Consider the following 20,204-nt stretch of genomic DNA (forward strand, 5'->3'; position numbering starts at 1 on the left):
CGGCGGTTTTGGAAAAAACCTTGAGATAATCTGTGACTCTGCTGATAGTTGGCCGAAACGAAGGCTTAAGAGGACGATCTGGCGTGGCCTTACTAAAACCTTCAGCAATGGCACTGTTGATCGCGGTTGTGGCGACCTCGGCCCAGATGGCATGGGCCAGTAACAGCTTTATGGATCCCCAGGGGCCTATCGCGGCGGTTCAGAGAACCCATTTGCTGCGGGCAACCGTCCTGATCATGATAGCTGTGTTGCCAGTTCTGGTTCTGGTGCCTCTGATCGCCTTGCGGTACCGGCGGCGAAAGGGGAGCGCGGCAGAGTACCGACCCAAATGGGATTTTTCGGCAAAGCTGGAATTTGCCATGTGGGGCGTGCCGGTTGTGATCGTGGCGCTGCTGTCGTTCTATCTGTGTAAAGCCACCCACAGGCTTGACCCCTATGCGGCACCATTCGGCGAGACCCCCGCGCTGAACGTGCAGGTTGTTGGCCTCGATTGGAAATGGCTGTTCATCTACCCCGACCTTGGTATCGCCACGGTCGGAGAGCTGGGAATTCCGGTCAAACAGCAAGTGGCGATGACGCTGACCACGGATACGGTGATGCAGTCTTTTATGATCCCGGCACTCGCAGGGCAAATATATGCGATGCCGGGGATGACGACTCAGCTGCATCTGGTGGCCGACACGCCCGAGACGATGCAGGGCGAAAACACGCAGTATAATGGGCGGGGTTTTACCAAGCAGAAGTTTCTGACTCAGGCGATGCAATCGGAAGATTTTGAAGCCTGGGTTGAAAGCGTTCGCACCCATGGCATCCCTCTGACCGAGGACACCTACCGAACACTGGCCATGCGCACGGATCGGGATGAAGTACAGGCAGCACTGGGAACCCCATTGATGCCGCTCAACGCGTTGTATTTCACATTGGGAGAAGGCGATCTGTTCCAGTCTATTCTGCACCGTTATCACGGTGGGCAACCACTGCCACGTGATCAACAACCGGGAACCGCTGAATTCGGGCAAGAGGGCGCGCAATGACCGAAACAGGATTCTTTGGCCGCCTGAACTGGGATGCCTTCCCGATCACGGGTCTGATCCAAGACCCTAACGCGAATGAAATCGTAGCCAACGCGGCGGCTGCCGTAGTGATCGTTGGGGTAATCGTCGTGGTCGGATCACTTACGTGGTTCCGCCTTTGGGGGCCATTGTGGCGCGACTGGCTGACAAGTGCCGATCACAAGAAAATCGGCATCATGTATATCGTCTTTGCGATTGTCATGCTGGCGCGGGGCGTGCTTGAGGGCGTGGTCATGCGCGCGCAACAGGCAGCGGGCCCCGGTGATGGGTTCCTCGAAGCTGAACATTTTGCCGAGCTGTTCAGCACCCATGGCACGATTATGGTGTTCTTTGTCGCCGTGCCCTTTGTCTTTGGGGTCGCGAATTTCCTGATCCCGCTGATGATCGGCGCGCGGGATGTGGCCTTTCCAGTGATGAACCAGATCAGTCTGGGCCTGACTGTCTCGGCGGGCATGATGCTGATGGTGTCGCTGGTGGTGGGCAATTTCTCGACCGGAGGCTGGACCGCCTATCCGCCCTATACTGGTGCCGCATTTAACCCCGGTGTTGGGCCGGATTACTGGATCTGGGCCATTGTTGTCTCGGGTATCGGCACCACGCTGACGGGGATCAACTTTGCCGTGACGATCTACAAGCTGCGGGCACCGGGGATGAAATTCATGCGGCTGCCGATGTATTGCTGGACGATCATAAGCAGCTCGATCCTGATCATCTTCGCCATGCCGCCGCTTGGCGTGGCCGCGCTGATGCTGGCAGCAGACCGGTATCTGGATTTCCACTTTTTCACCAACGACCTCGGCGGCAACATGATGAACTATGCCAACCTGTTTTGGCTGTTCGGCCACCCCGAGGTCTATCTGCTGGTTCTGCCTGCCTATGGTATTTATTCTGAAGTTTTCGCCACTTTCTCGGCCAAGCGGCTTTACGGCTACAACTCATTGGTGATTGCCACCATGTGCATCGCAGTGCTGTCCTTCACCGTTTGGTTGCACCATTTCTTTACCATGGGCCAAAGTGCGCTGATTAATGCGGTGTTCGGTATCGCCACCATGCTAATTGCCATTCCGACCGGGGTGAAGGTCTATGACTGGATGGCAACTTTGTATCGCGGCCGCATCCGGTTTTCGGTTCCGATGCTGTATGGTTTGTCTTTTCTGATGCTGTTCGTGATTGGCGGTTTGTCGGGCGTGATACTAGCCAACCCGACGGTCGACTATCAGGTGCACAACACCCTGTTCCTTGTGGCGCATTTCCACAATGTTCTGCTTCCGGGCGTGCTGTTCGGTCTGCTGGCCGGATACAATTACTGGTTTCCCAAAGCTTTCGGGTTCCGACTGAACGAGTATTGGGGCCGCATCACGGTTGTGCTGTGGACGGTCGGGTTCATGCTGACTTTCCTGCCGCTCTATTTCGTTGGTCTCATGGGGATGCCGCGCCGGTCGTTTAGTTGGGAAGACCCCAGTTTTCATCCCTATATGATCATCGCCGTCATCGGTGCCTTGGTGATCCTGTTGGCGTTGTTGTCGGTGATCGTCCAATTGTGGGTCAGTACTCGTGATCGTGAAAAAACCCGCGTCCCGGTCGGCGATCCGTGGGATGCGCGCACGTTGGAATGGTCAATTCCATCGCCGCCACCGCCTTACAACTTTGCCGTCATCCCACAGGTGACGGACCGGGATAACTTTGCCGCCGCAAAGGAACGGGGGGAAGCCTACCCAACACCTGATGAATACGAGGATATCTCGATGCCACGCAATACCGGCATCGGGTTCATCCTGTGCGTTCTCAGCGGTGTCTGGATGTTCGCACTGGTCTGGTGGATCTGGTGGCTGGCCGCATTGGTGACTGCGCTGATGTTGCTGTCCTTCATCCTTTGGACGTTCCGACTGGATACCGAAGAGGTCATCCCCGCCGAAGAGGTTCGCAAACAGCACGAAGCTTGGCTGGATCTGGTTCGCAGCGCAACGCCGGTGGATCGAGATCATGAAATCGCTCCGGAAAACCGTGGTCTTGCCCGCCCTGATCTGGAGGCCGTGACATGAAGCGCGCACCGACGCATAGCTATCCGGGGCTGAACCTCGGGCGACGGCATGCCAGCGCGGACGAGGCCGCCGAAGTCGTCACATTTGGCTTCTGGGTCTTTCTGATGAGCGATCTGGTCTATTTCGGCCTGATGTTCGCCATCTACATCACCATGATCGACGCTCAGGCCGGCGGGCCCGGTCCGCATCAGCTGTTTGACCTCTACAGCATCTTCGCTCAGACCATGATCCTGCTGACCAGCAGCCTGACCGTAGGGCTGGCGATGTTGGCGTTGAAATACAACCTGCCGCGATGGCGGATCGTGTTTTGGTTCTGCGTGACTCTGGTTCTGGGGCTCAGTTTTTTGGTGCTGGAAATACGTGACTTCATGGCGATGGCCGAAAAGGGCGGCATCCCTCAGCGCAGTGGCTTTCTGTCGGCTTTTTATGGCTTGGTGCCTTTGCACGGATTGCACGTTGCAGCAGGGTGCCTGTGGCTGATCGTGCTGGGCATTCAGTTGCGCATGTTTGGCCTAACTGATCTGCTGATGTCTCGCGTGGTGCGGCTGGCTTTGTTCTGGCACTTTCTCGATCTGATCTGGATCGGGATCATTACCATCGTTTATTTCGGAGGGTTGACCTATGGATAAACGCAGCGAGATGCACCGGCGCGAACGTCGGCGTTATGTAATCGGTTATGGCGGCTCGCTTTTGCTAACAGGGGCGGTGTTTATGATCGCCTATAAATACGGCATCGAGACCAAAGGAGTTTACCTGTCCATCGCGCTTCTGGGGCTGGCGCAACTGATCGTGCAACTGGTCTATTTCCTGCATATCGACCGCCGTCGCAGTAGTCGGGAAGATCTGGACCTGATCCTGTTCTCCACGATGGTTCTTTTGATCATCATTCTGGGGACTGTCTGGATTATGGGCAATCTGGCGGTGCGAATGCACACCTATCCGATGTAGTGAATTGCCTGAGGTCTGACGTATGAAATCCCCAAAAACCGTCGCCGTCGCAACCATGGTGATCGCTATTGCCGCTGGATTGTTCCTGTTTTGGCGCCACGAGGAGCGCTACCCTTCAACCAAAGACGCCTATGTCGGTGCGAATATCATCAACGTGGCCGCACAGGTCACTGGGCAGGTGGCTGAAGTGCCGATTACGGACAATCAACCGATCAAAGTGGGCGATCTGTTGTTCACCATTGACGACACGCAATTCAAGGCAACCGTCGATCAGGCACAGGCCGATCTGGACAGCGCTATTCAGCAGGAGCAATCCTATTCTACCCAGATCACAGCTGCTGAGGCTGCGGTCAACTCTACTCAGTCGGAGTTTGACACGGCAAAAAACAACTTTGAGCGTACCAAGGCGTTATATTCTGATGGGGATGTGGCACAAGTTTCACTGGATCAGGCAACCACGGAATTTGCGCAGGCCTCGACCCGATTGACCGCCGCCCAATCGGCCCTTTTAGCGTTGCAAAGCGGCCTGGCCGCAAAGCAGGATGATGTTCTGTCTGCCCGCGCGCAGCTTGAGATTGCGCAAGCGGATCTGGATTGGACCACCGTCTATGCAACGGCCGATGGCTGGATCGCCAACCTGACACTGCGGCCGGGTTCAGCGGTTGCCGCCAATGCACCGCAGTTTTCAATTATTGAGTCCTCGGATTGGTGGGTGGATGCGAATTTCAAAGAAACCGCGTTGCCGCGCATTCGTCCCGGCCAGCCGGTCACGGTTCAGATCGACATGCTACCGGGGGTCGCGCTGACAGGTAAGGTGGCATCGATCGGGCGGGGCTCGGGGGATACCTTCTCGCTTTTGCCGTCTGAAAATGCCAGCGGCAACTGGGTCAAGGTTACCCGCCGTTTTTCGGTGCGTGTGGAACTTGACCCGACCGATGTGCCCTTACGCGTTGGTGGTAGCAGTAAGGTGACCGTGGACACGACCGTCGATCAGGCAGAAAAATGACCGGGCCGGCGGCCAGCCGCGTCAATCCGGTGATTGTTGTCGCCGTTGTGCTCAGCGCCATACTCGAGGTGCTGGACAGCACCATCGTCAACGTGGCGCTACCCCACATTCAGGCGGCTTTCGGTGCCACGACCGATCAGGCAACGTGGATATTAACCAGCTATATCGTCTCGGCCGTGGTTGTTATGCCGCTGACCGGTTTTGTCGCCCGCCGGGTTGGACGGCGGCGGCTGATCCTGACCGCGATCACCGGTTTTACCGCCATGTCCGTCATGTGCGGCCTGTCCTGGAGCCTCGAGACTATCGTATTCTTCCGGCTGGCGCAGGGCATGTTCGGTGCGTTCCTGATTCCTTTGTCTCAATCTATCCTGTTTGATGCTTTTCCCCGCGAAAAACGGGGGCAGGCAATGGCGGTATTTGGTTTGGGCGTCGTGGTGGCCCCTGTTTTGGGGCCGACGGTGGGGGCTATCTTAACCGAGTATTTCTCGTGGCGGATGGTGTTCTTCGTCAACCTTCCCGTAGCGGCTATGGCTCTGCTGTTGCTGACCGGAGAGTTGCCGGATGATGAAACCGAAGATGTGCGGATCGACTGGGCAGGTTTGGCCTTGCTGGCCATCGGTATTGGGTGCCTGCAATTCATATTGGATCAGGGCGAAACCAAAGATTGGCTGTCTTCGCGTGTCATTCAGGTGGCTTTGATCGCGTCGATCTTGGGCGCGTTGGGGTTTGTAGTTCACGCGCTCAGCACGAAACGCCCGGTTGTTGATCTGCGTCTGTTTGCGGATCGCAACTTTGCGCTGTGCAATTTGGTCATTGCCGGATTTGCGATCTCGCTGTTCGGAGGTATCGCGATCTTGCCGACATTCGTTCAGAACCTGCTGGACTATCCGGTTATTGCCTCGGGTCACCTGTTCATTCCGCGAGGTATTACGGCGGGCCTGTCCATGGTGGTGACTGGAGCCGTTTTGGTGCATCGATTTGATCCGCGCGTCCTGGCCGGATTGGGCATGATGTTAACCGCGATAAGCAATTTCATGATGGGTGCCCTGAACATGAATGCGGGGTTTTGGGAGTTGGCCTGGCCGGGCGCCGTCAGCGGCTTGGGCATGGGGCTGGTCTTTGTACCCATGTCGATCCTGGCCTTCGAGAGCATTTCGAAATCCCGACAGGATGAAGCGTCCGGCCTGTTCAACGTGACGCGTCAATTGGGTTCGTCGGTTGGGATTTCTCTGGTTGGTACATGGGTGGTGCGCGGGTTGCAGACAAATACTGCTGTGCTTGGCCAGAATGTGACGCCCTACAACCCGGCAGCGCAGGCCTATCTGCAACCGCTTGGTCTGACGCCTGACAGCGCCGAAGGTGCCGCCATACTGGGGCAGGCGATCAGCCAGCAAGCCGAACTGATCTCATATCTGACTGTGTTTAACAATCTGGGTTTGCTGGCTTTGGCGACGATCCCATTGCTGTTTTTCTGTCGGGCGCCCAAGCCCGGCACACAGAGCGCGGTTCCCGCACATTAACGTATTAGGAACAGACCCAGCAGCAGGGCAAGCCAACACAGTACCAAGCTAAGAAGGATGTTTCCCGCAGCCAGCGCAATTGTGCGCTGTCGCCGCAACTCCAGCGATTGATAGGCAAAACTTGAGAACGTGGTAAAGCCGCCGCAGAACCCGAAGACCAATCGTCTTTCTTCCTCGCCCATATCGACCGGCCCGCCCAGGTATCCGATCCATAGACCCAATAGCAGGCTGCCCAGAACATTCACAATCAGGGTTGCCAGCGGCAGGTCGTGCCGGACCCACAGGGCGATCCAATGGCGCATCACTGCGCCCAGACCGCCACCTAGTCCGAACATGGCGTGCAAGAACAGTTCGGTCATTTCGCTGCCCCCGGACTGTGGAGCCGCCTTCCGATGGCCTCACCCAAGATGGCGGCAGCAAGTCCCACAGCGATTTCCAAGCCAGCAGCCGAAATTGCAGCCCAAAGATGGGTAGCCGCCATGCGTTCCAGTTCAGCCACAAATGAGGAAAACGTGGACAGCCCGCCGCAAAACCCGACTGCACCCAGATGCAACACGTGCGCATTCACGCGATGCCGTACCGCATACAGCCAGCCGAGTATGAAACAGGCTACGATATTGATCCCGAACGTGGCCGTCACTATCGGAACACCGGGGATTTGGGCCGAGAATGCCTCACGCAGCAAGGAACCCACGGCACCACCTAGGAAAACGGCAGCGAACATTGTGGCCGTGGTCCGAACGGCGGATCGGGTCTGTGTCACGGTCTGAATTCCTGCCCAATTTTACCTTTGTTTCGGCATACCTATTGGTGCAATGGGGATCAACCGTGGCCCTAATAGCCGCCAGTTTCACAATCCCACCCGATCACGTGAACTTTAGTACAAACGCTTGCAATCAAAAGTCGATTTGATCCACGGTTGCCACTAGTCACTTTGGCAGCACCTTGGGAGAGCACGAAATGATTGTACGCAGACTCTATTACTTTCTCAGCTATGTGTGTTTGCCGTTGACTGTGCTGTGGGGGCTGTACTGGCCACCGGCGCTTTGGCTTTTAGTCATTCTCATCCCATACGCCGTGGTCGGCCTGTACGATATGCTGACTACAAAGCATAATGTGCTGAACAATTATCCGGTTCTGGGGCATTTCCGGTACATGCTAGAATTTGTCAGCCCGGAAATCCGCCAGTATTTCGTTGAAACCAACGAAAGCGGGCGTCCCTATAACCGCATTATTCGCAGCCTGGTCTATTCCCGCGCCAAGGGGCAGTTGGATACTCAGGCCTTTGGCACGCAGTACGATATCATGACCGTTGGTTATCATCGAGCCAATCACTCGCTTGCGCCCAAAGAGGTGCCCGAAAGCGAGGAAAGGGTAATGCTGGGCGGGCCGCAATGTACCAAGCCTTACAACGCGTCACGTTTGAACGTATCCGCCATGAGTTTTGGAGCACTCAGTGCCAATGCGATCCGCGCCCTGAATGGTGGTGCGAAGGATGGCGATTTTGCGCACAACACGGGCGAGGGCGGACTGTCCCCGTACCATCTGGCCGAAGGTGGCGATATCATCTGGCAGATAGGAACGGGCTATTTTGGATGCCGCACGCACGAAGGTGAGTTCGACAAGGATAAATTCGCTGAAAAAGCCCAAAAAGATGTGGTCAAGGCCATTGAAATCAAACTGTCGCAAGGGGCGAAACCATCGCACGGCGGGGTGCTGCCTGCGGCCAAAGTGGATAAGGAAATCGCCGAAATCCGCCATGTGCCCGAGCATCAGGACGTCATTTCTCCGCCTATACATTCGGCTTTTGAAGGCCCGACGGGTTTGCTGCATTTCGTACAGCATTTGCGTGAAATGTCGGGCGGTAAACCTGTCGGGTTCAAGCTGTGCATTGGCCGCCCCTCCGAATTCATGGCGATCTGCAAAGCGATGTTGGAAACCGGGATTTTGCCTGACTTTATCACCATTGATGGTGCCGAAGGCGGCACGGGCGCTGCCCCGGTCGAATTCACCAATCGACTGGGCATGCCACTGAACGAGGCGCTGATCTTCGTCAACAACTGTCTGCGCGGCGCTGGCCTGCGCGACAAAATGCGGATCATCTGTTCAGGCAAGGTGGCCACGGGATATGACATGGTCGAGAAATTTGCACTGGGTGCCGACATGTGCAACGCGGCGCGGGCGATGATGTTTGCGTTGGGCTGCATTCAGGCGTTGCATTGCAATACGAACCGTTGCCCGTCAGGCGTTGCCACACAGGACCCTATCCGGGGCCGGGCAGTGAACGTGCCGCAAAAGCGTGTGCGGGTTCAGCGTTTTCACGACGCCACGCTGGAAAGCTTTCGCGAGCTTTTGGGTGCCATGGGTAAGGAAAAAGTGTCCGACCTGCACCCAAGCGACATCCGCTGCCGCAACGCGGATGAGCATGAACGATCTTATGCAGAAATGTACACTCTGATCGATGAAGGCTCCTTGCTGACCGATACGCCTCCCGAAGCTTTTGCTGCGGATTGGAAAATGGCATCAGCGAAGCATTTCTAATTTTTTTCGATCTGTCGCCAAGGATTGACCTTTCAGGCCCGTCTTACTCATCGTGATGCGTATGACAACATCGGATGAGGATCTGGCCAAAGCGGCCGCAAAGGGGGACGCGGATGCGTTCGCGGCCCTTATTGCGCGCCACTACGACCGGATATTTCGTTTGGCCTTTCGGCTATGCGGTCGCGGTGATCAGGCCGAGGACCTGACGCAGGATATCTGTGCCGCCCTGCCGATTAAGATTGGTGGATTTCGAGCACAGGCCAAATTTACCACCTGGCTTTACCGGGTTGTTGTTAACGCCGCTGAAGATGCGCGCCGACGACAGGCAAGCCATAGCCGCGCGGCAGTGGGCTGGGGCGATGTAGAGCAAATGCGCCGGGCCGAAGCAGCGGAAACCGCCGAAGCCGTTGACTGGCTACAACGGGCCATGCGCGCGTTGCCACAAGAATTGCGAGACACCTTGGCCCTCACGCTTGAGGACGAGATGACCCATGCTCAGGCTGCCGAAGTTCTGGGCGTGTCCGAAGGCACAGTGTCCTGGCGCATGTCGGATATCCGCAAACGCCTGCGTGCCCTGCGGCAAGAGGAGCTGGCTCAATGACAGACGATCTTGATGATTTCAAAACCTTGATGAACGCCGCCACGCCCGCGCCGAATGCTCAACGCCGGGTGGAAAATCTTGAACAGGCTCAGAAAAATTTCGCCCACGCCCAAGGATCGCGCTATGCCATGCGTCCGACTGTCAAGCGAGGCCCAATGGTCCGCCTGACAGAAGGAGCGAAATCTATGTTGAACGTCCTGACACATCGCGGCGCATTGACCGCGACAACCGCCGTCGCCGCCGTTGCCTTGGTGGTAATTCTTCCGCAGACGCAAAACTCTGAGCGCAGATTGTCTTTTGGCGATTACGGCGATTCGGTAGAAGAGCCCGTTGTTGAGGCCCCAGTTGTCGTAGAAGAGAAACTTGCTCCGGAGCCACAAGGAACGGTCTCAGGGTTTTTAGCAGATGCTCCGCAACCAATGCCTCGTGCGGCAGAGCAGAGCAAGCGGTTGGGCGCGACACCCGAAGCAGGGATTGCAGGCGGTGCGTTACACGAAGCCGCCCCGGCGATAGCGTCCGACCCAGTGCAACAAGATATGCACATCGTGTCGGAATCGGATACCGAAGCCTTCGCCAACACCGATACCAATCCGTTGAACGTCACTAGCGAAGATCCGGTGTCAACTTTCTCGATCGATGTCGACACGGCCTCGTATTCGATTGTCCGGTCGTCGCTGATGCGTGGTCAGTTTCCACCAAAAGACGCAGTGCGGGTTGAAGAGATGGTGAATTACTTTCCCTATAGCTATCCCGCGCCCGAAGGCGATGTGCCATTCCGACCGACGATTTCTGTGACCCCGACCCCGTGGAACGAGGGCACGCAGCTGGTTCATATTGGCATTCAGGGCACGCTTCCACAGATTGAAGATCGCCCACTGCTGAACCTCGTCTTTCTGATTGATACGTCTGGATCGATGCAGAATGCCGACAAGCTGCCTTTGCTGAAACAGTCCTTCCGCTTGATGCTGTCCGAGCTGCGGCCCAAGGATCAGGTGTCGATTGTCACCTACGCAGGCAGCGCCGGGCAGGTGTTGGAGCCAACAGAGGCGTCCGAGCGGACCAAGATTCTGAATGCGCTGGACCAGTTGGAAGCCGGAGGCTCGACTGCTGGGCAGGCTGGGCTGCAGCAGGCCTATCAGGTGGCCGAAGGGATGACTGTGGACGATGAAGTCACCCGGGTCATTCTGGCCACCGATGGTGATTTCAACGTTGGGTTGTCTGATCCAGATGCGCTGAAAGATTTCATCGCCCGAAAACGCGACAGCGGCACGTTCCTGAGCGTTCTGGGGTTCGGGCGCGGCAATCTGGATGACGCGACCATGCAGGCGTTGGCGCAGAACGGAAACGGGCAGGCGGCCTATATCGACACATTGAGCGAAGCGCGCAAAGTTTTGGTTGATCAACTGACCGGCGCGCTGTTTCCGATTGCCAATGACGTCAAGATACAGGTGGAATTCAACCCGTCACAAATCGCCGAATACCGTCTGATCGGATATGAAACCCGTGCATTGCGGCGCGAGGATTTCTCGAACGATAGGGTGGATGCGGGCGATATTGGTGCAGGCCACACGGTGACTGCGATTTACGAAGTCACACCGGTGGGCTCAGACGCCATTCGTAACGGTCCTTTGCGCTATGCAGAACAGACTGCTTCCGACGGTTCAGAGGAAATCGGGTTCTTCAAATTGCGGTACAAAACTCCGGGTGCTGCGGAAAGCCAACTGATCGAGCAACCGATCCTGCCGGGGCAGGGGGCTGTGACAGAAGATGTACTATTCTCATACGCCATTGCGGGCTTTGGCCAATTGCTGCGCGGCGGAGAATATCTGGGCTCGTGGTCTTATGCGGATGCAATCACGCTGGCCAATGGCGCGAAGGGCGAAGACCCATTTGGCTATCGCGCCGAGGCCATCACCTTGATGCGACTGGCCCAAACGCTATCCCACTGAAATTGGCATTCGGGCGCTTTTTTATAGCGCCCGTTTCCCAGACCTAAAACCGATCGGAATTGTTGGCGGCGTGCGTGTTGATCTTGCGCACGCTCCATTCCACCGCATCCCGCATAGTCTTGCCCAGGGCATCATCGAACGCTTTGACAAGATCCGGGGTCTTATCGCTGGCAGCAACCACATATTCCCGGAAAGAGTCCGAGGCGATGATTTTGTCTTCGTATTCATCGATGATCTTGATGTTCATTCGTACTTCGACCCGAATAGTCGATGAACTACCTTCTCCGGCGATCACAAGACCCTGAAATTCCCGCAGGTCCGGAACGATAACATAATCGGCGCGCAAACCCACGGTCGATCGGCCAACGGCGGCCACCTTGCCGCTGTTTTCATAGCTTTCAACCAGCAGTGCCTGAACAATAAGCGGCGCGCGATCCACCCAGCGCGCGCGCGGCAGGTACTGGACCTGTAGCGGTGTGGGTTGAATAGCAATTTGATCGGTGTTGACGGCCGCAGTAGCGGTCGGTTCCTGTACCACGACCTGCTTCTGAATGCGCGGTAATGAGGTGGAAAACGTGCTTTTGGGTGTCAGCAGGTACAGATCGTTAGGCTTGGATGCCTGTCTGAGTGTTCCCAGACCCGCGCACCCTCCCAGAGACACAAGGGCGAGAACCACAAGAAATTGCCTAATCATTGGCGAAACTCCGATGCTTGGGTTCCAAGAAGGAAACGCGCGGGGTCACGTTCAACCTTGTCCACCAGACGATCCAGGCTGATGACCAGTCGTTGCGACTCTTCGATAAAGCGGGTGAATTGCGGCAGGCCGACGCGCATGAAATCGGACAGTTGGCGGCGGTTATCTTGGACAATTCCGTCAATGGTTCCCAGCAGTTCTGATGCGGATTTCGATGCGCTGAGGATATCGGCCGAGATGTCGTCAATCCGTTGGGTGACGTTCTTCACAGTGGCGGACACTTCGTTTGCTGCTGTGCGAATATCGTTCATTACGGTGCCGATATCTTCGTTTATAACTTTGTTGGCCGAGTCAAAGGCGCGTTCTGCGGACGTCAGGGTGCCTTTGGCCAAATCCATCGCGCCGGTGATCGATCCCAGAGTCTTGTTTGCGTTTACGAATGTCTCGGTGATTGTCGCCAATGAAACCCCGGCCTCTTGGGTCAGGCCATTCAGGTTCTCAGCCAGCGTCGTGGCCCGTTCGATGAAGGGCCGCACATCTTCCTGAATTGCCTTGTTGGCTGTTTCGATTGTGACCTTGGCGCTGTCCAGAGTCGCCGTCGCGGATTCAGATGCGGTTTTCACGCTTTTCAGCGTATCGGTTCCGGTCGTCAGGGTCGTTTCGGCCGTATCGGCCAACTGATCCAGCCGATCCGTAAAGTCGCCCAGCTTTTTGGCGGCACCGCCAAGATCTGTTGACAGGTTTTCGAAATCGCTGAGCGTTTTCTCCAGCTTGCCCGACGCGGACGCAAGATTGTTGAGAATGTCGCTGACGTATTCGCGGTTCTTGTCATCCACCACGGCATTGAGGTTTTCCAGCAGAGTGACGGCCTCATCCAACACCTTCGGGGCACCTTCGAACAAAGATTGAATGGCGCTGCGTTTGCTTTTGATCACGCTGTCCTGTGGCAACCGCGTGTCGCTGGCGGATCCTCCGGTCAGTTCCACGTAACTGACTCCGGTCACGCCCAGCGATTGCAGTTGCGCAATCGTATTCTCGGTGACGGGAATATCTGCGTCGACCTCCAGCCTGACCCGCACTTTGGATGGATCTTCTTCGTCCAGATTCAGCGAAATAACCTGACCGACCGGCAGGCCGTTGAAACTGACGCCGCCGGCGGCGGACAGGCCCGACACATTGTCGAAAAGCACATCGTAATAGGCGTATTGCCGCGACACCTCGAATTTCGCGAGCCACAGAAAAAAGCCGAATGCACCAAGAATACCCGCAAGGGTGAAGGCGCCGATCAGGATATAATTCGCTCGGGTTTCCATGGCCTCTACCTGTCCTGCCCCTTCTTTTGCGCCGCGCGCGCCCGGGGGCCGGTGAAGTATTCCTGCACCCAAGGATGGTCGACTTTGGTCATTTCTTCAATCCGTCCTTCAACCAGAACGCGTTTTTCAGCCAGCACTGCGACACGGTCGCAAATGGCGTAAAGGCTATCGAGATCATGCGTGACCATGAACACGGTCAGCCCTAGTGCGTGCTGCAACTCGCCGATCAGTTCGTCATAGGCAGCGGCCCCGATTGGGTCCAACCCGGCGGTGGGTTCGTCCAGAAACACGATCTCGGGGTCCAGTGCCAGTGCGCGGGCCAGGGCTGCACGCTTGCGCATGCCGCCCGAAAGTTCCGCCGGAAACTTGCCGCAACTTAGTGCCGGAAGCCCGACCAGACTGATTTTCAAGTTGCCAAGGGCACACATTAGCTTTTCGCTAAGGCCGGTATGCTCACGCAGCGGAGCCATCACGTTTTGCAAAACGGTCAGTGACGAAAACAGCGCGCCATCTTGAAAAGCCACGCCCCAATGCCGTTCGATGCGGCGGCGTTCCTGTTCGGGGCCATTCAAGACGTCGACACCAAGAACCTCAATGCTGCCTGCAGCGGGTCTGTTCAGTCCCACAATCGTGCGTAGCAGAACCGACTTGCCGGTGCCCGATCCACCAACGATGCCCAGCACTTCGCCGCGCCAGACATCCAGGTTGAGGTTCTGATGCACCACCTGCGACCCGAACTGGTTGGTCAGGTTGCGCACGCGGATGACCGCCTCGCGCTGAGCGCCGGTTTCTGAGGTCTTTTCAAGCACGGAACCGTCCATGTCAGACCTCCAGCACCGAGAAAAAGATCGAAAACAGCGCGTCCAGTGCAATCACCATAAAGATCGCCTGCACCACCGAGGCGGTTGTTCTTTGCCCGACGCTTTGAGCTGATCCTTTGACCTGCATTGCCTGCCAACAGGCGATGACGCCAATGACCACCGCAAAGAACGGGGCTTTGATCATGCCGATGGCAAAATGCCAAATGCCGGTGCTTTCCTTCAACCGCGTCACGAACATGCCGGGGCTGATGCCAAGATCGATCCAGCTCATCAAGCCACCTCCGATCAGGGCGGCCATATCAGCAATGAAGCCCAGGATCGGCAGCATGATCAGCAACGCAACGACGCGCGGGATCACCAGCACCTCGATCGGGTCCAGACCCAATGTGCGCATGGCGTCGATTTCTTCTTGCACTTTCATCGAGCCGATGGATGCCGTGAATGCCGATCCTGATCGGCCCGCAACAATGATGGCCGTCAACAGGATGCCGAGCTCGCGCAGCACCGAGATCGAGATCAACTCGACCACAAAAATCTCGGCTCCGAATTGTTTCAGCTGGGTGGCCCCCTGAAAGGCCAGCACCACACCGATCAGAAACCCCATCAGGGCAACGATCGGAATGGCCCGGAAACCCGTTTCTTCCATCTGAGACACCAATGCCGCTTTGCGAAGTCGCCATGGTTTGACGATGGTACGGGCCAATCGATGCAAAGTCAGGCCCAGAAACCCCAGCATCGAAAGGGTGTCCTTCCAGGCCCCAGCGGTGCGCTGTCCAACGCTGGCGACCCAGTCGATAAAACTGCGGTGCTCAGCTTCGACACCCGGATCGTCAGGTATATTTTTGGCGACAGTATCCAGTAGGGCGGACTGGGCAGGGCTAAGGCCTTCGAACCGGATCTCGGCGCCTACAGCCCGGTTTCGCCGGGCGAGATCGGCAATCAGCCATGCGCCGCCGGTATCCAGCGCTTCAACCTGTGACAGATCAAATGTAATGTTGCCGCCTTGTGGCTGGACGGCAGCAAAAGCCTGTTCAACAGAAGCCAGAGATTTGGTCAGCATTTCACCCGATATACGCAGGCAGACGCCGTTTGCGTCCTGGTCCGAATGTATCGTGGGCTGCGTCATGGGCGTATGTGATGTCAAACCACGTTGTTCCGCAACGGATTTCTACGCGGATTGCAGATTTGCCACCGTACCATAGCAGGGGTGTGACAATTTGGGTGCGACCAACGGGTGCCAAGTTCGTCTGCTGCAAATTTGACTGTTTATAGCCTGCAAGTCCAAATCAAGCCTGCACAATTAACTGGGCAATGAACGGCTTGCCGAGACCACAGAACCAAGTCAAAGTCCGCTGCGTTAGCGCCTCGTTGGAATCAAGGTAAGTGTCATGAAGCACGCGGGAAATGTTCTGTTCATCATCATTGATCAGTTGCGGGCGGATTGCCTGCACGGTGCCCTTGCGGAACATGTCGATCTGCCAAATATGCGGGCGTTCATGGATGAGGCCGTGACATTTGACCGCCATTTCTCGGTCACCAATCCATGTGGACCCTCGCGGGCCTCAATCCTGACCGGGCAGTACGCGATGAACCACCGTTCGGTCCGCAATGGCACGCCATTGCGGCATGATACGCCCAACATCGCGACCGAGATGCGCAAGGCCGGTTATCTGCCCATGTTGTTCGGTTACACCGACACTTCGGCAGATCCGCGTGTGCATGATGCAGGTGATCCGGTTCTGAAATCCTATGAAAACTCGATGGCTGGGTTTGAGGAGATCGTCGAGATGCGGTTGGAGGAATCCTATCCTTGGCGATCTCATCTGATGCGGAAAGGGTACAGCTTTGACGATTACTGGGACGTCCACAAACCGGTTTCTCCCACGGGAGGCGCGCCGCGTCTGAATGACCCGGCCCTGTACCGAGCCGAAGACAGCGACACCGCCTTTCTAACCGACACATTCCTGAACAGTCTTACCCCGCTGCAAGGTCAGAACTGGTTTGCCCATCTGACCTATATCCGGCCACACCCGCCGCTGGTGGCTCCGGAGCCATATAACAGGATGTACGATCCGGTGTCCTTGCCGCTGCCTGCGGGCCTTTCTGACGCAGCCGAAGAACGGGCGATACATCCCTTCTTTGGTCCGACGATGGAAAAGCAGACGGCGGCGGATTTCGTGCTGGGGTTCGACAGCGTTGATCCCACAATCGAGAACATCCAGACCCTCCGTTCGGTCTATCTGGGGCTGGCCACCGAAGTCGATCATCATATCGGTCGAGTTATCCAGTATCTTAAGGACAGCGATCAATATGACGACACTTTGTTGGTGATTACCGCCGATCACGGTGAGATGCTGGGCGATCGCCATTGCTGGGGCAAGATGACAGTCTATGACGCGGCTTATCATACGCCGCTGATGATCCGTCTGCCGGGTAATGAAGCGCAGGCAGGCAAGGTGGTTACCGCGCCGACCGAATCCGTCGATATTATTCCGACGATCCTTGAATGGGTTGGCCAGTCGGTTCCGAACGCGATGGACGGTCGGTCTCTGTTGCCGCTGCTGCGTGAAGAGGTGCCCGAGGACTGGCGTAATTATTCATTTAGCGAACTGGATTTTTCAGAGCCGGAAAGCCCTACGCTTTGGCAGCAGCAACTGGGAACGGGCAACAGCGACTCATGCCTGAGCATTTTGCGCGACGACCGGTTTACTCTGGTCGAATTCGCCGCGGACTTGCCGCCGCTGCTGTTCGATCACGACGGCAAGGGAGAGTTGGAGGATGTTGCAAACAACCCCGATTACGCAGCGGATCTGGCGCGTCTGGGGCGGCAGATGCTGCGGCATCGGATGCGAAACATGGACCATACGTTGTCCTTGCATTCCATCACTCCGGAGGGGGCAAAGTCCAAACCTAGGTATTGAACCAATCTGTCCACTACACCTGTGACGGAACCAATGCTACGCATGGTTCGCGGAGAGGATGAATTTGGACATTACCGAGCAACAGATAAAGTTGATGACCAGCGCGGGTCTGAACCTGATTGGTCAGGCTCTGTCGATCTATGACAGCCAGTTACGGCTGGTGGTCAGCAACCGGCGTTTTCAGGACATGTTCGACCTGCCGGATGAACTGGTGCAGCCGGGTGCCCTATTTGCCGACACGATCCGTTATCTGGTTACGCAGGGCGAATATGGGGCAGTCAATGATGTCGATGATGCCGTCAATCAGCGGGTCCAGCAGGCGCTGACGTTTGAACCCCATTATATGGAACGTGTCCGTGCCAATGGGTGTGTTATTTCGGTCGAAGGCGCGCCTCTGCCCAAGGGTGGCTGGGTCTCCGTTTATACCGATATCACCAACACCAAACAGGCCGAAGCATTGCTACGTGCCCGATCCGAAGAGTTGTCGGATCAATTGCTGGACCGTGCCGAGGAACTTTCGGCGGCCAACCGGAAACTCGCCGCGACCAACACTGCACTAGAAGAGGCCAAGCGCCAGCTGACCGAGATCGAAGCCCGAACGCGCATGACGACCGAGATGATGCCGGCCCATATAGCCCATTTGAATCCGGACGGCCGGTATGACTATTCCAATCGGCGGCTCAGTTCAGTCATGCCAGGTCGCCCGTCAGAAATTTTAGACATGCATATCTCTGACGCGCTGGGGGCAGCAGCGTTTACCCGAGTCGAACCTTACCTACTCAAAGCCTATGGCGGCGACACTTCGGTGTTCGAGTTTACCGAGGATCAGGATTCCCGCCGTATCCGCGTGTCGTTCTCGCCGGATGGAGAGGGCGGAGTCTATGTGATGTCCGTCGACATTACAGAGGAAACGCAGGCACGTGTAGCCTTGCAACAGACACGACGCCGAGCCATGGCAGCACAGATGACCAGCGGGCTAGCGCATGATTTCTCGAACCTGCTGACGATTATCTTGGGGATGCAGTCCCGGCTGGAAAAGATGGATTTGTCCGCAGATGCGCGCGAGTTAGTGGCTGCCACCCAGCAAACCGCGCGTCGGGGTGGCCAATTGCTGAACCGGATCGCGGATATGACGGGCAACCGGACGTTCCAACCTAAAGCGACAGATATGCGCGGCCTGTTGGAAGATCTGCGTATCCTCGCCTCACCATCCCTGCCGCGCGGTGTGGGTCTGTCGGTAGTCAATACTCTGCCGGATGAGGTGCTTATGTTGGATCCGGGCATGGTACAGGATGCGTTGCTGAACCTTGTTTTGAACGCGCGCGATGCCTGTGGCGGGTTTGGTCAGGTGACGATCAGCGCGCATAAGATTGGTGAGATTTGGATTGAGATTGCAGTCACGGACACCGGGCCGGGTTTTTCCGAGGAAGGTTTGAAAAAAGCACTGAATCCTTTCTTTACGACCAAGGGCAGCAAAGGGTCAGGGCTGGGCCTGCCGATGGTCTATGACACGGTGAAGCTGGCTGGCGGAGATCTGAGCCTACGCAACACGCCCTCGGGCGCTTCGGTGGCCATGCGCCTGCCTTATCGTCCAGCGCCGCCAGTACAGGATGGCCTTGTTCTGCTTGTCGAAGACAACGATGATCTGCGTGGACAGTTCCGGGATATGCTGGTTGAACTTGGCTGTTCGGTGATCGAGGCGACCTCGGTCGATGAAGCACTGGCTTTGACGGCAGATATTGACGATATCGAATTGGTTCTGTCAGACATTCGCCTGGAAGGGCAGGGGACGGGGCTTGATCTTCTGGCGCAGTTGAAACCGGGACTGGCGTGTATTCTGATGACCTCATTGCCCTATTCCGACCCGCTGCACCGTCAGGCGCTGACGCTGGCGCCGGTCCTGAGCAAACCGTTTACTCGGGCGCAACTCTCCGCCCTGATCCGAACCGAGGCCGCCTGATGACGCAACCGCTGGTCACTATTGTCGACGATGAACCTGAAATCCGCCGTGTTCTGACCGATGCGTTGGAAGAGGCTGGGTTTCGCACCCAAAGCTTTGCCCGGGCGCGGGAATTCGAAGCTGCGCTAAAACGTGTGACGCCGGACGTGTGTCTGGTCGACTTGTCTTTGCCGGATACGGACGGGTTAGCGCTTGTGCACCGGTTGGCGCTGGAACAGGGGGCGGCGGTGATCATCATTTCGGGCCGGGCGCAGGTGCAGGATCGGGTGACCGGGCTGGAGCTTGGGGCGGATGACTACATCACTAAACCTTTCGACCCTGCCGAGGTCGTGGCCCGCATCCGGGCCAGGTTGCGATCGCCTCGCCAGCAGGCATCGCAGTCGGATGTGGCCGAATTCAATGGCTGGACCGCGTATTTTGACCGCTATGTTCTGATAGACAGCAACGGTGCCGAGACGCCATTCAGCCATGCCGAGGGTGAGGTGCTGCGTTTGTTTCTGGACAGCCCCAAACGTCTAATCAGCCGGGCACAGATGCAGGAAGCACTAGGTGGGGCTGCTGGCGATAGCTTTGACCGGGCCATGGATGTGCGCATCTCTCGGTTGCGTACTAAGCTGGGGGAAGATCCGAAAAACCCGCGCCTTATCAAGACAATCTATGGGGCGGGATACATATTCCTAGGGGATGTTGAGTGGCGGTAAAACGCCTATTAACGACTGAAAAGTGGGCTTACTTTATGTTCTGTGTTGAGATTAACTTAGCAAAACCATATCGCTACACGAATGACAGGGAAAAATCTTAGACCTGATGTTTAC

At 56.6% G+C, this 20,204-nt stretch carries 18 protein-coding genes; 12 read left to right on the forward strand and 6 right to left on the reverse strand.

The genetic code is table 11. From position 1 onward, the window contains the following. Positions 1-107 precede the first annotated feature (107 nt). Genes ACR0DT_RS18845 through ACR0DT_RS18870 form a run of 6 tightly spaced genes read left to right on the forward strand, consistent with a single transcriptional unit; the run spans position 108 to position 6,589 of the window. Positions 108-1,034 carry a cytochrome ubiquinol oxidase subunit II gene (locus ACR0DT_RS18845; RefSeq protein ID WP_480712233.1) on the forward strand — a complete coding sequence of 309 codons (927 nt, stop codon included), beginning with the start codon at positions 108-110 and terminating at the stop codon, positions 1,032-1,034. Then, positions 1,031-3,115, forward strand: a complete 2,085-nt coding sequence (locus tag ACR0DT_RS18850) for a cbb3-type cytochrome c oxidase subunit I (protein ID WP_480712234.1) — start codon at positions 1,031-1,033, stop codon at positions 3,113-3,115. Before ACR0DT_RS18845 ends, ACR0DT_RS18850 begins: the two co-directional genes overlap by 4 nt. Beyond that, positions 3,112-3,744, forward strand: a complete 633-nt coding sequence (locus tag ACR0DT_RS18855; RefSeq protein ID WP_480712235.1) for a cytochrome c oxidase subunit 3 — start codon at positions 3,112-3,114, stop codon at positions 3,742-3,744. Before ACR0DT_RS18850 ends, ACR0DT_RS18855 begins: the two co-directional genes overlap by 4 nt. Further along, the gene (locus tag ACR0DT_RS18860; protein ID WP_480712236.1) at positions 3,737-4,063 is read left to right on the forward strand and encodes a cytochrome o ubiquinol oxidase subunit IV; all 327 of its coding nucleotides are present in this window, start codon (positions 3,737-3,739) and stop codon (positions 4,061-4,063) included. The genes ACR0DT_RS18855 and ACR0DT_RS18860 overlap by 8 nt, the downstream gene beginning before the upstream one ends. A gap of 22 nt (positions 4,064-4,085) precedes the next feature. Continuing rightward, the gene (locus tag ACR0DT_RS18865) at positions 4,086-5,069 is read left to right on the forward strand and encodes an HlyD family secretion protein (RefSeq protein WP_480712237.1); all 984 of its coding nucleotides are present in this window, start codon (positions 4,086-4,088) and stop codon (positions 5,067-5,069) included. After that, complete coding sequence (locus ACR0DT_RS18870; protein ID WP_480712238.1) at positions 5,066-6,589, forward strand: DHA2 family efflux MFS transporter permease subunit; 1,524 nt, start codon at positions 5,066-5,068, stop codon at positions 6,587-6,589. The genes ACR0DT_RS18865 and ACR0DT_RS18870 overlap by 4 nt, the downstream gene beginning before the upstream one ends. Here the strand turns inward: ACR0DT_RS18870 and ACR0DT_RS18875 are convergent. Both ACR0DT_RS18875 and ACR0DT_RS18880 read right to left on the reverse strand, forming a co-directional pair. Beyond that, on the reverse strand, positions 6,586-6,948 hold the full coding sequence (locus ACR0DT_RS18875; protein WP_480712239.1) for a fluoride efflux transporter FluC: 363 nt from the start codon (positions 6,946-6,948) through the stop codon (positions 6,586-6,588). The two genes, ACR0DT_RS18870 and ACR0DT_RS18875, sit on opposite strands and share 4 nt — an antisense overlap. Beyond that, positions 6,945-7,352, reverse strand: a complete 408-nt coding sequence (locus ACR0DT_RS18880) for a fluoride efflux transporter FluC (RefSeq protein ID WP_480712240.1) — start codon at positions 7,350-7,352, stop codon at positions 6,945-6,947. The genes ACR0DT_RS18875 and ACR0DT_RS18880 overlap by 4 nt, the downstream gene beginning before the upstream one ends. A gap of 197 nt (positions 7,353-7,549) precedes the next feature. Here ACR0DT_RS18880 and ACR0DT_RS18885 point away from each other — a divergent pair, with 197 nt between their 5' ends. The 3 genes from ACR0DT_RS18885 (at position 7,550) to ACR0DT_RS18895 (ending at position 11,680) form a co-directional block, all read left to right on the forward strand. After that, a complete protein-coding gene (locus ACR0DT_RS18885; RefSeq protein ID WP_480712241.1) occupies positions 7,550-9,130 on the forward strand; it encodes an FMN-binding glutamate synthase family protein in 1,581 nt (526 codons plus the stop codon). A gap of 61 nt (positions 9,131-9,191) precedes the next feature. Beyond that, positions 9,192-9,731: an RNA polymerase sigma factor gene (locus ACR0DT_RS18890; protein WP_480712242.1), complete on the forward strand. Its 540-nt coding sequence runs from the start codon at positions 9,192-9,194 to the stop codon at positions 9,729-9,731. After that, complete coding sequence (locus ACR0DT_RS18895; RefSeq protein ID WP_480712243.1) at positions 9,728-11,680, forward strand: vWA domain-containing protein; 1,953 nt, start codon at positions 9,728-9,730, stop codon at positions 11,678-11,680. The genes ACR0DT_RS18890 and ACR0DT_RS18895 overlap by 4 nt, the downstream gene beginning before the upstream one ends. Before the next feature lie 43 nt (positions 11,681-11,723). On the opposite strand, the gene ACR0DT_RS18900 is transcribed toward ACR0DT_RS18895, so the two are convergent. Genes ACR0DT_RS18900 through ACR0DT_RS18915 form a run of 4 tightly spaced genes read right to left on the reverse strand, consistent with a single transcriptional unit; the run spans position 11,724 to position 15,634 of the window. Then, positions 11,724-12,374 (reverse strand): ABC-type transport auxiliary lipoprotein family protein, encoded by a 651-nt coding sequence (locus tag ACR0DT_RS18900; RefSeq protein ID WP_480712244.1) that lies wholly within the window; start codon positions 12,372-12,374, stop codon positions 11,724-11,726. Beyond that, positions 12,371-13,687, reverse strand: coding sequence for an MlaD family protein (locus ACR0DT_RS18905; RefSeq protein ID WP_480712245.1), 1,317 nt, complete (start codon positions 13,685-13,687; stop codon positions 12,371-12,373). The genes ACR0DT_RS18900 and ACR0DT_RS18905 overlap by 4 nt, the downstream gene beginning before the upstream one ends. Before the next feature lie 5 nt (positions 13,688-13,692). Further along, entirely contained in the window at positions 13,693-14,508 is an 816-nt protein-coding gene (locus ACR0DT_RS18910) for an ABC transporter ATP-binding protein (protein WP_480712246.1), read from the reverse strand. A 1-nt stretch (position 14,509) separates the two neighbouring features. Further along, a complete protein-coding gene (locus ACR0DT_RS18915) occupies positions 14,510-15,634 on the reverse strand; it encodes an ABC transporter permease (protein ID WP_480712247.1) in 1,125 nt (374 codons plus the stop codon). Between the two features lie 262 nt (positions 15,635-15,896). On the opposite strand from ACR0DT_RS18915, the gene ACR0DT_RS18920 reads away from it, so the two are divergent. From ACR0DT_RS18920 to ACR0DT_RS18930, 3 genes are read left to right on the forward strand one after another with little or no spacing between them, the layout of a single operon-like run. Next, the gene (locus tag ACR0DT_RS18920) at positions 15,897-17,429 is read left to right on the forward strand and encodes a sulfatase-like hydrolase/transferase (protein WP_480712248.1); all 1,533 of its coding nucleotides are present in this window, start codon (positions 15,897-15,899) and stop codon (positions 17,427-17,429) included. Positions 17,430-17,487: 58 nt separating this feature from the next. Continuing rightward, positions 17,488-19,389: a PAS-domain containing protein gene (locus ACR0DT_RS18925; protein ID WP_480712249.1), complete on the forward strand. Its 1,902-nt coding sequence runs from the start codon at positions 17,488-17,490 to the stop codon at positions 19,387-19,389. Next, complete coding sequence (locus ACR0DT_RS18930) at positions 19,389-20,090, forward strand: response regulator transcription factor (RefSeq protein ID WP_480712250.1); 702 nt, start codon at positions 19,389-19,391, stop codon at positions 20,088-20,090. The genes ACR0DT_RS18925 and ACR0DT_RS18930 overlap by 1 nt, the downstream gene beginning before the upstream one ends. Positions 20,091-20,204: the final 114 nt, after the last annotated feature.

Source organism: Ruegeria sp. BI11 (genome assembly GCF_056538005.1).

Coding starts and splice junctions, on each gene's coding strand:
- ACR0DT_RS18845 (WP_480712233.1), top strand. CDS start 108: ATGGCACTGTTGATCGCGGTTGTGGCGACCTCGGCCCAGATGGCATGG.
- ACR0DT_RS18850 (WP_480712234.1), top strand. CDS start 1,031: ATGACCGAAACAGGATTCTTTGGCCGCCTGAACTGGGATGCCTTCCCG.
- ACR0DT_RS18855 (WP_480712235.1), top strand. CDS start 3,112: ATGAAGCGCGCACCGACGCATAGCTATCCGGGGCTGAACCTCGGGCGA.
- ACR0DT_RS18860 (WP_480712236.1), top strand. CDS start 3,737: ATGGATAAACGCAGCGAGATGCACCGGCGCGAACGTCGGCGTTATGTA.
- ACR0DT_RS18865 (WP_480712237.1), top strand. CDS start 4,086: ATGAAATCCCCAAAAACCGTCGCCGTCGCAACCATGGTGATCGCTATT.
- ACR0DT_RS18870 (WP_480712238.1), top strand. CDS start 5,066: ATGACCGGGCCGGCGGCCAGCCGCGTCAATCCGGTGATTGTTGTCGCC.
- ACR0DT_RS18875 (WP_480712239.1), bottom strand. CDS start 6,948: ATGACCGAACTGTTCTTGCACGCCATGTTCGGACTAGGTGGCGGTCTG.
- ACR0DT_RS18885 (WP_480712241.1), top strand. CDS start 7,550: ATGATTGTACGCAGACTCTATTACTTTCTCAGCTATGTGTGTTTGCCG.
- ACR0DT_RS18890 (WP_480712242.1), top strand. CDS start 9,192: ATGACAACATCGGATGAGGATCTGGCCAAAGCGGCCGCAAAGGGGGAC.
- ACR0DT_RS18895 (WP_480712243.1), top strand. CDS start 9,728: ATGACAGACGATCTTGATGATTTCAAAACCTTGATGAACGCCGCCACG.
- ACR0DT_RS18900 (WP_480712244.1), bottom strand. CDS start 12,374: ATGATTAGGCAATTTCTTGTGGTTCTCGCCCTTGTGTCTCTGGGAGGG.
- ACR0DT_RS18905 (WP_480712245.1), bottom strand. CDS start 13,687: ATGGAAACCCGAGCGAATTATATCCTGATCGGCGCCTTCACCCTTGCG.
- ACR0DT_RS18910 (WP_480712246.1), bottom strand. CDS start 14,508: ATGGACGGTTCCGTGCTTGAAAAGACCTCAGAAACCGGCGCTCAGCGC.
- ACR0DT_RS18915 (WP_480712247.1), bottom strand. CDS start 15,634: ATGACGCAGCCCACGATACATTCGGACCAGGACGCAAACGGCGTCTGC.
- ACR0DT_RS18920 (WP_480712248.1), top strand. CDS start 15,897: ATGAAGCACGCGGGAAATGTTCTGTTCATCATCATTGATCAGTTGCGG.
- ACR0DT_RS18925 (WP_480712249.1), top strand. CDS start 17,488: ATGAATTTGGACATTACCGAGCAACAGATAAAGTTGATGACCAGCGCG.
- ACR0DT_RS18930 (WP_480712250.1), top strand. CDS start 19,389: ATGACGCAACCGCTGGTCACTATTGTCGACGATGAACCTGAAATCCGC.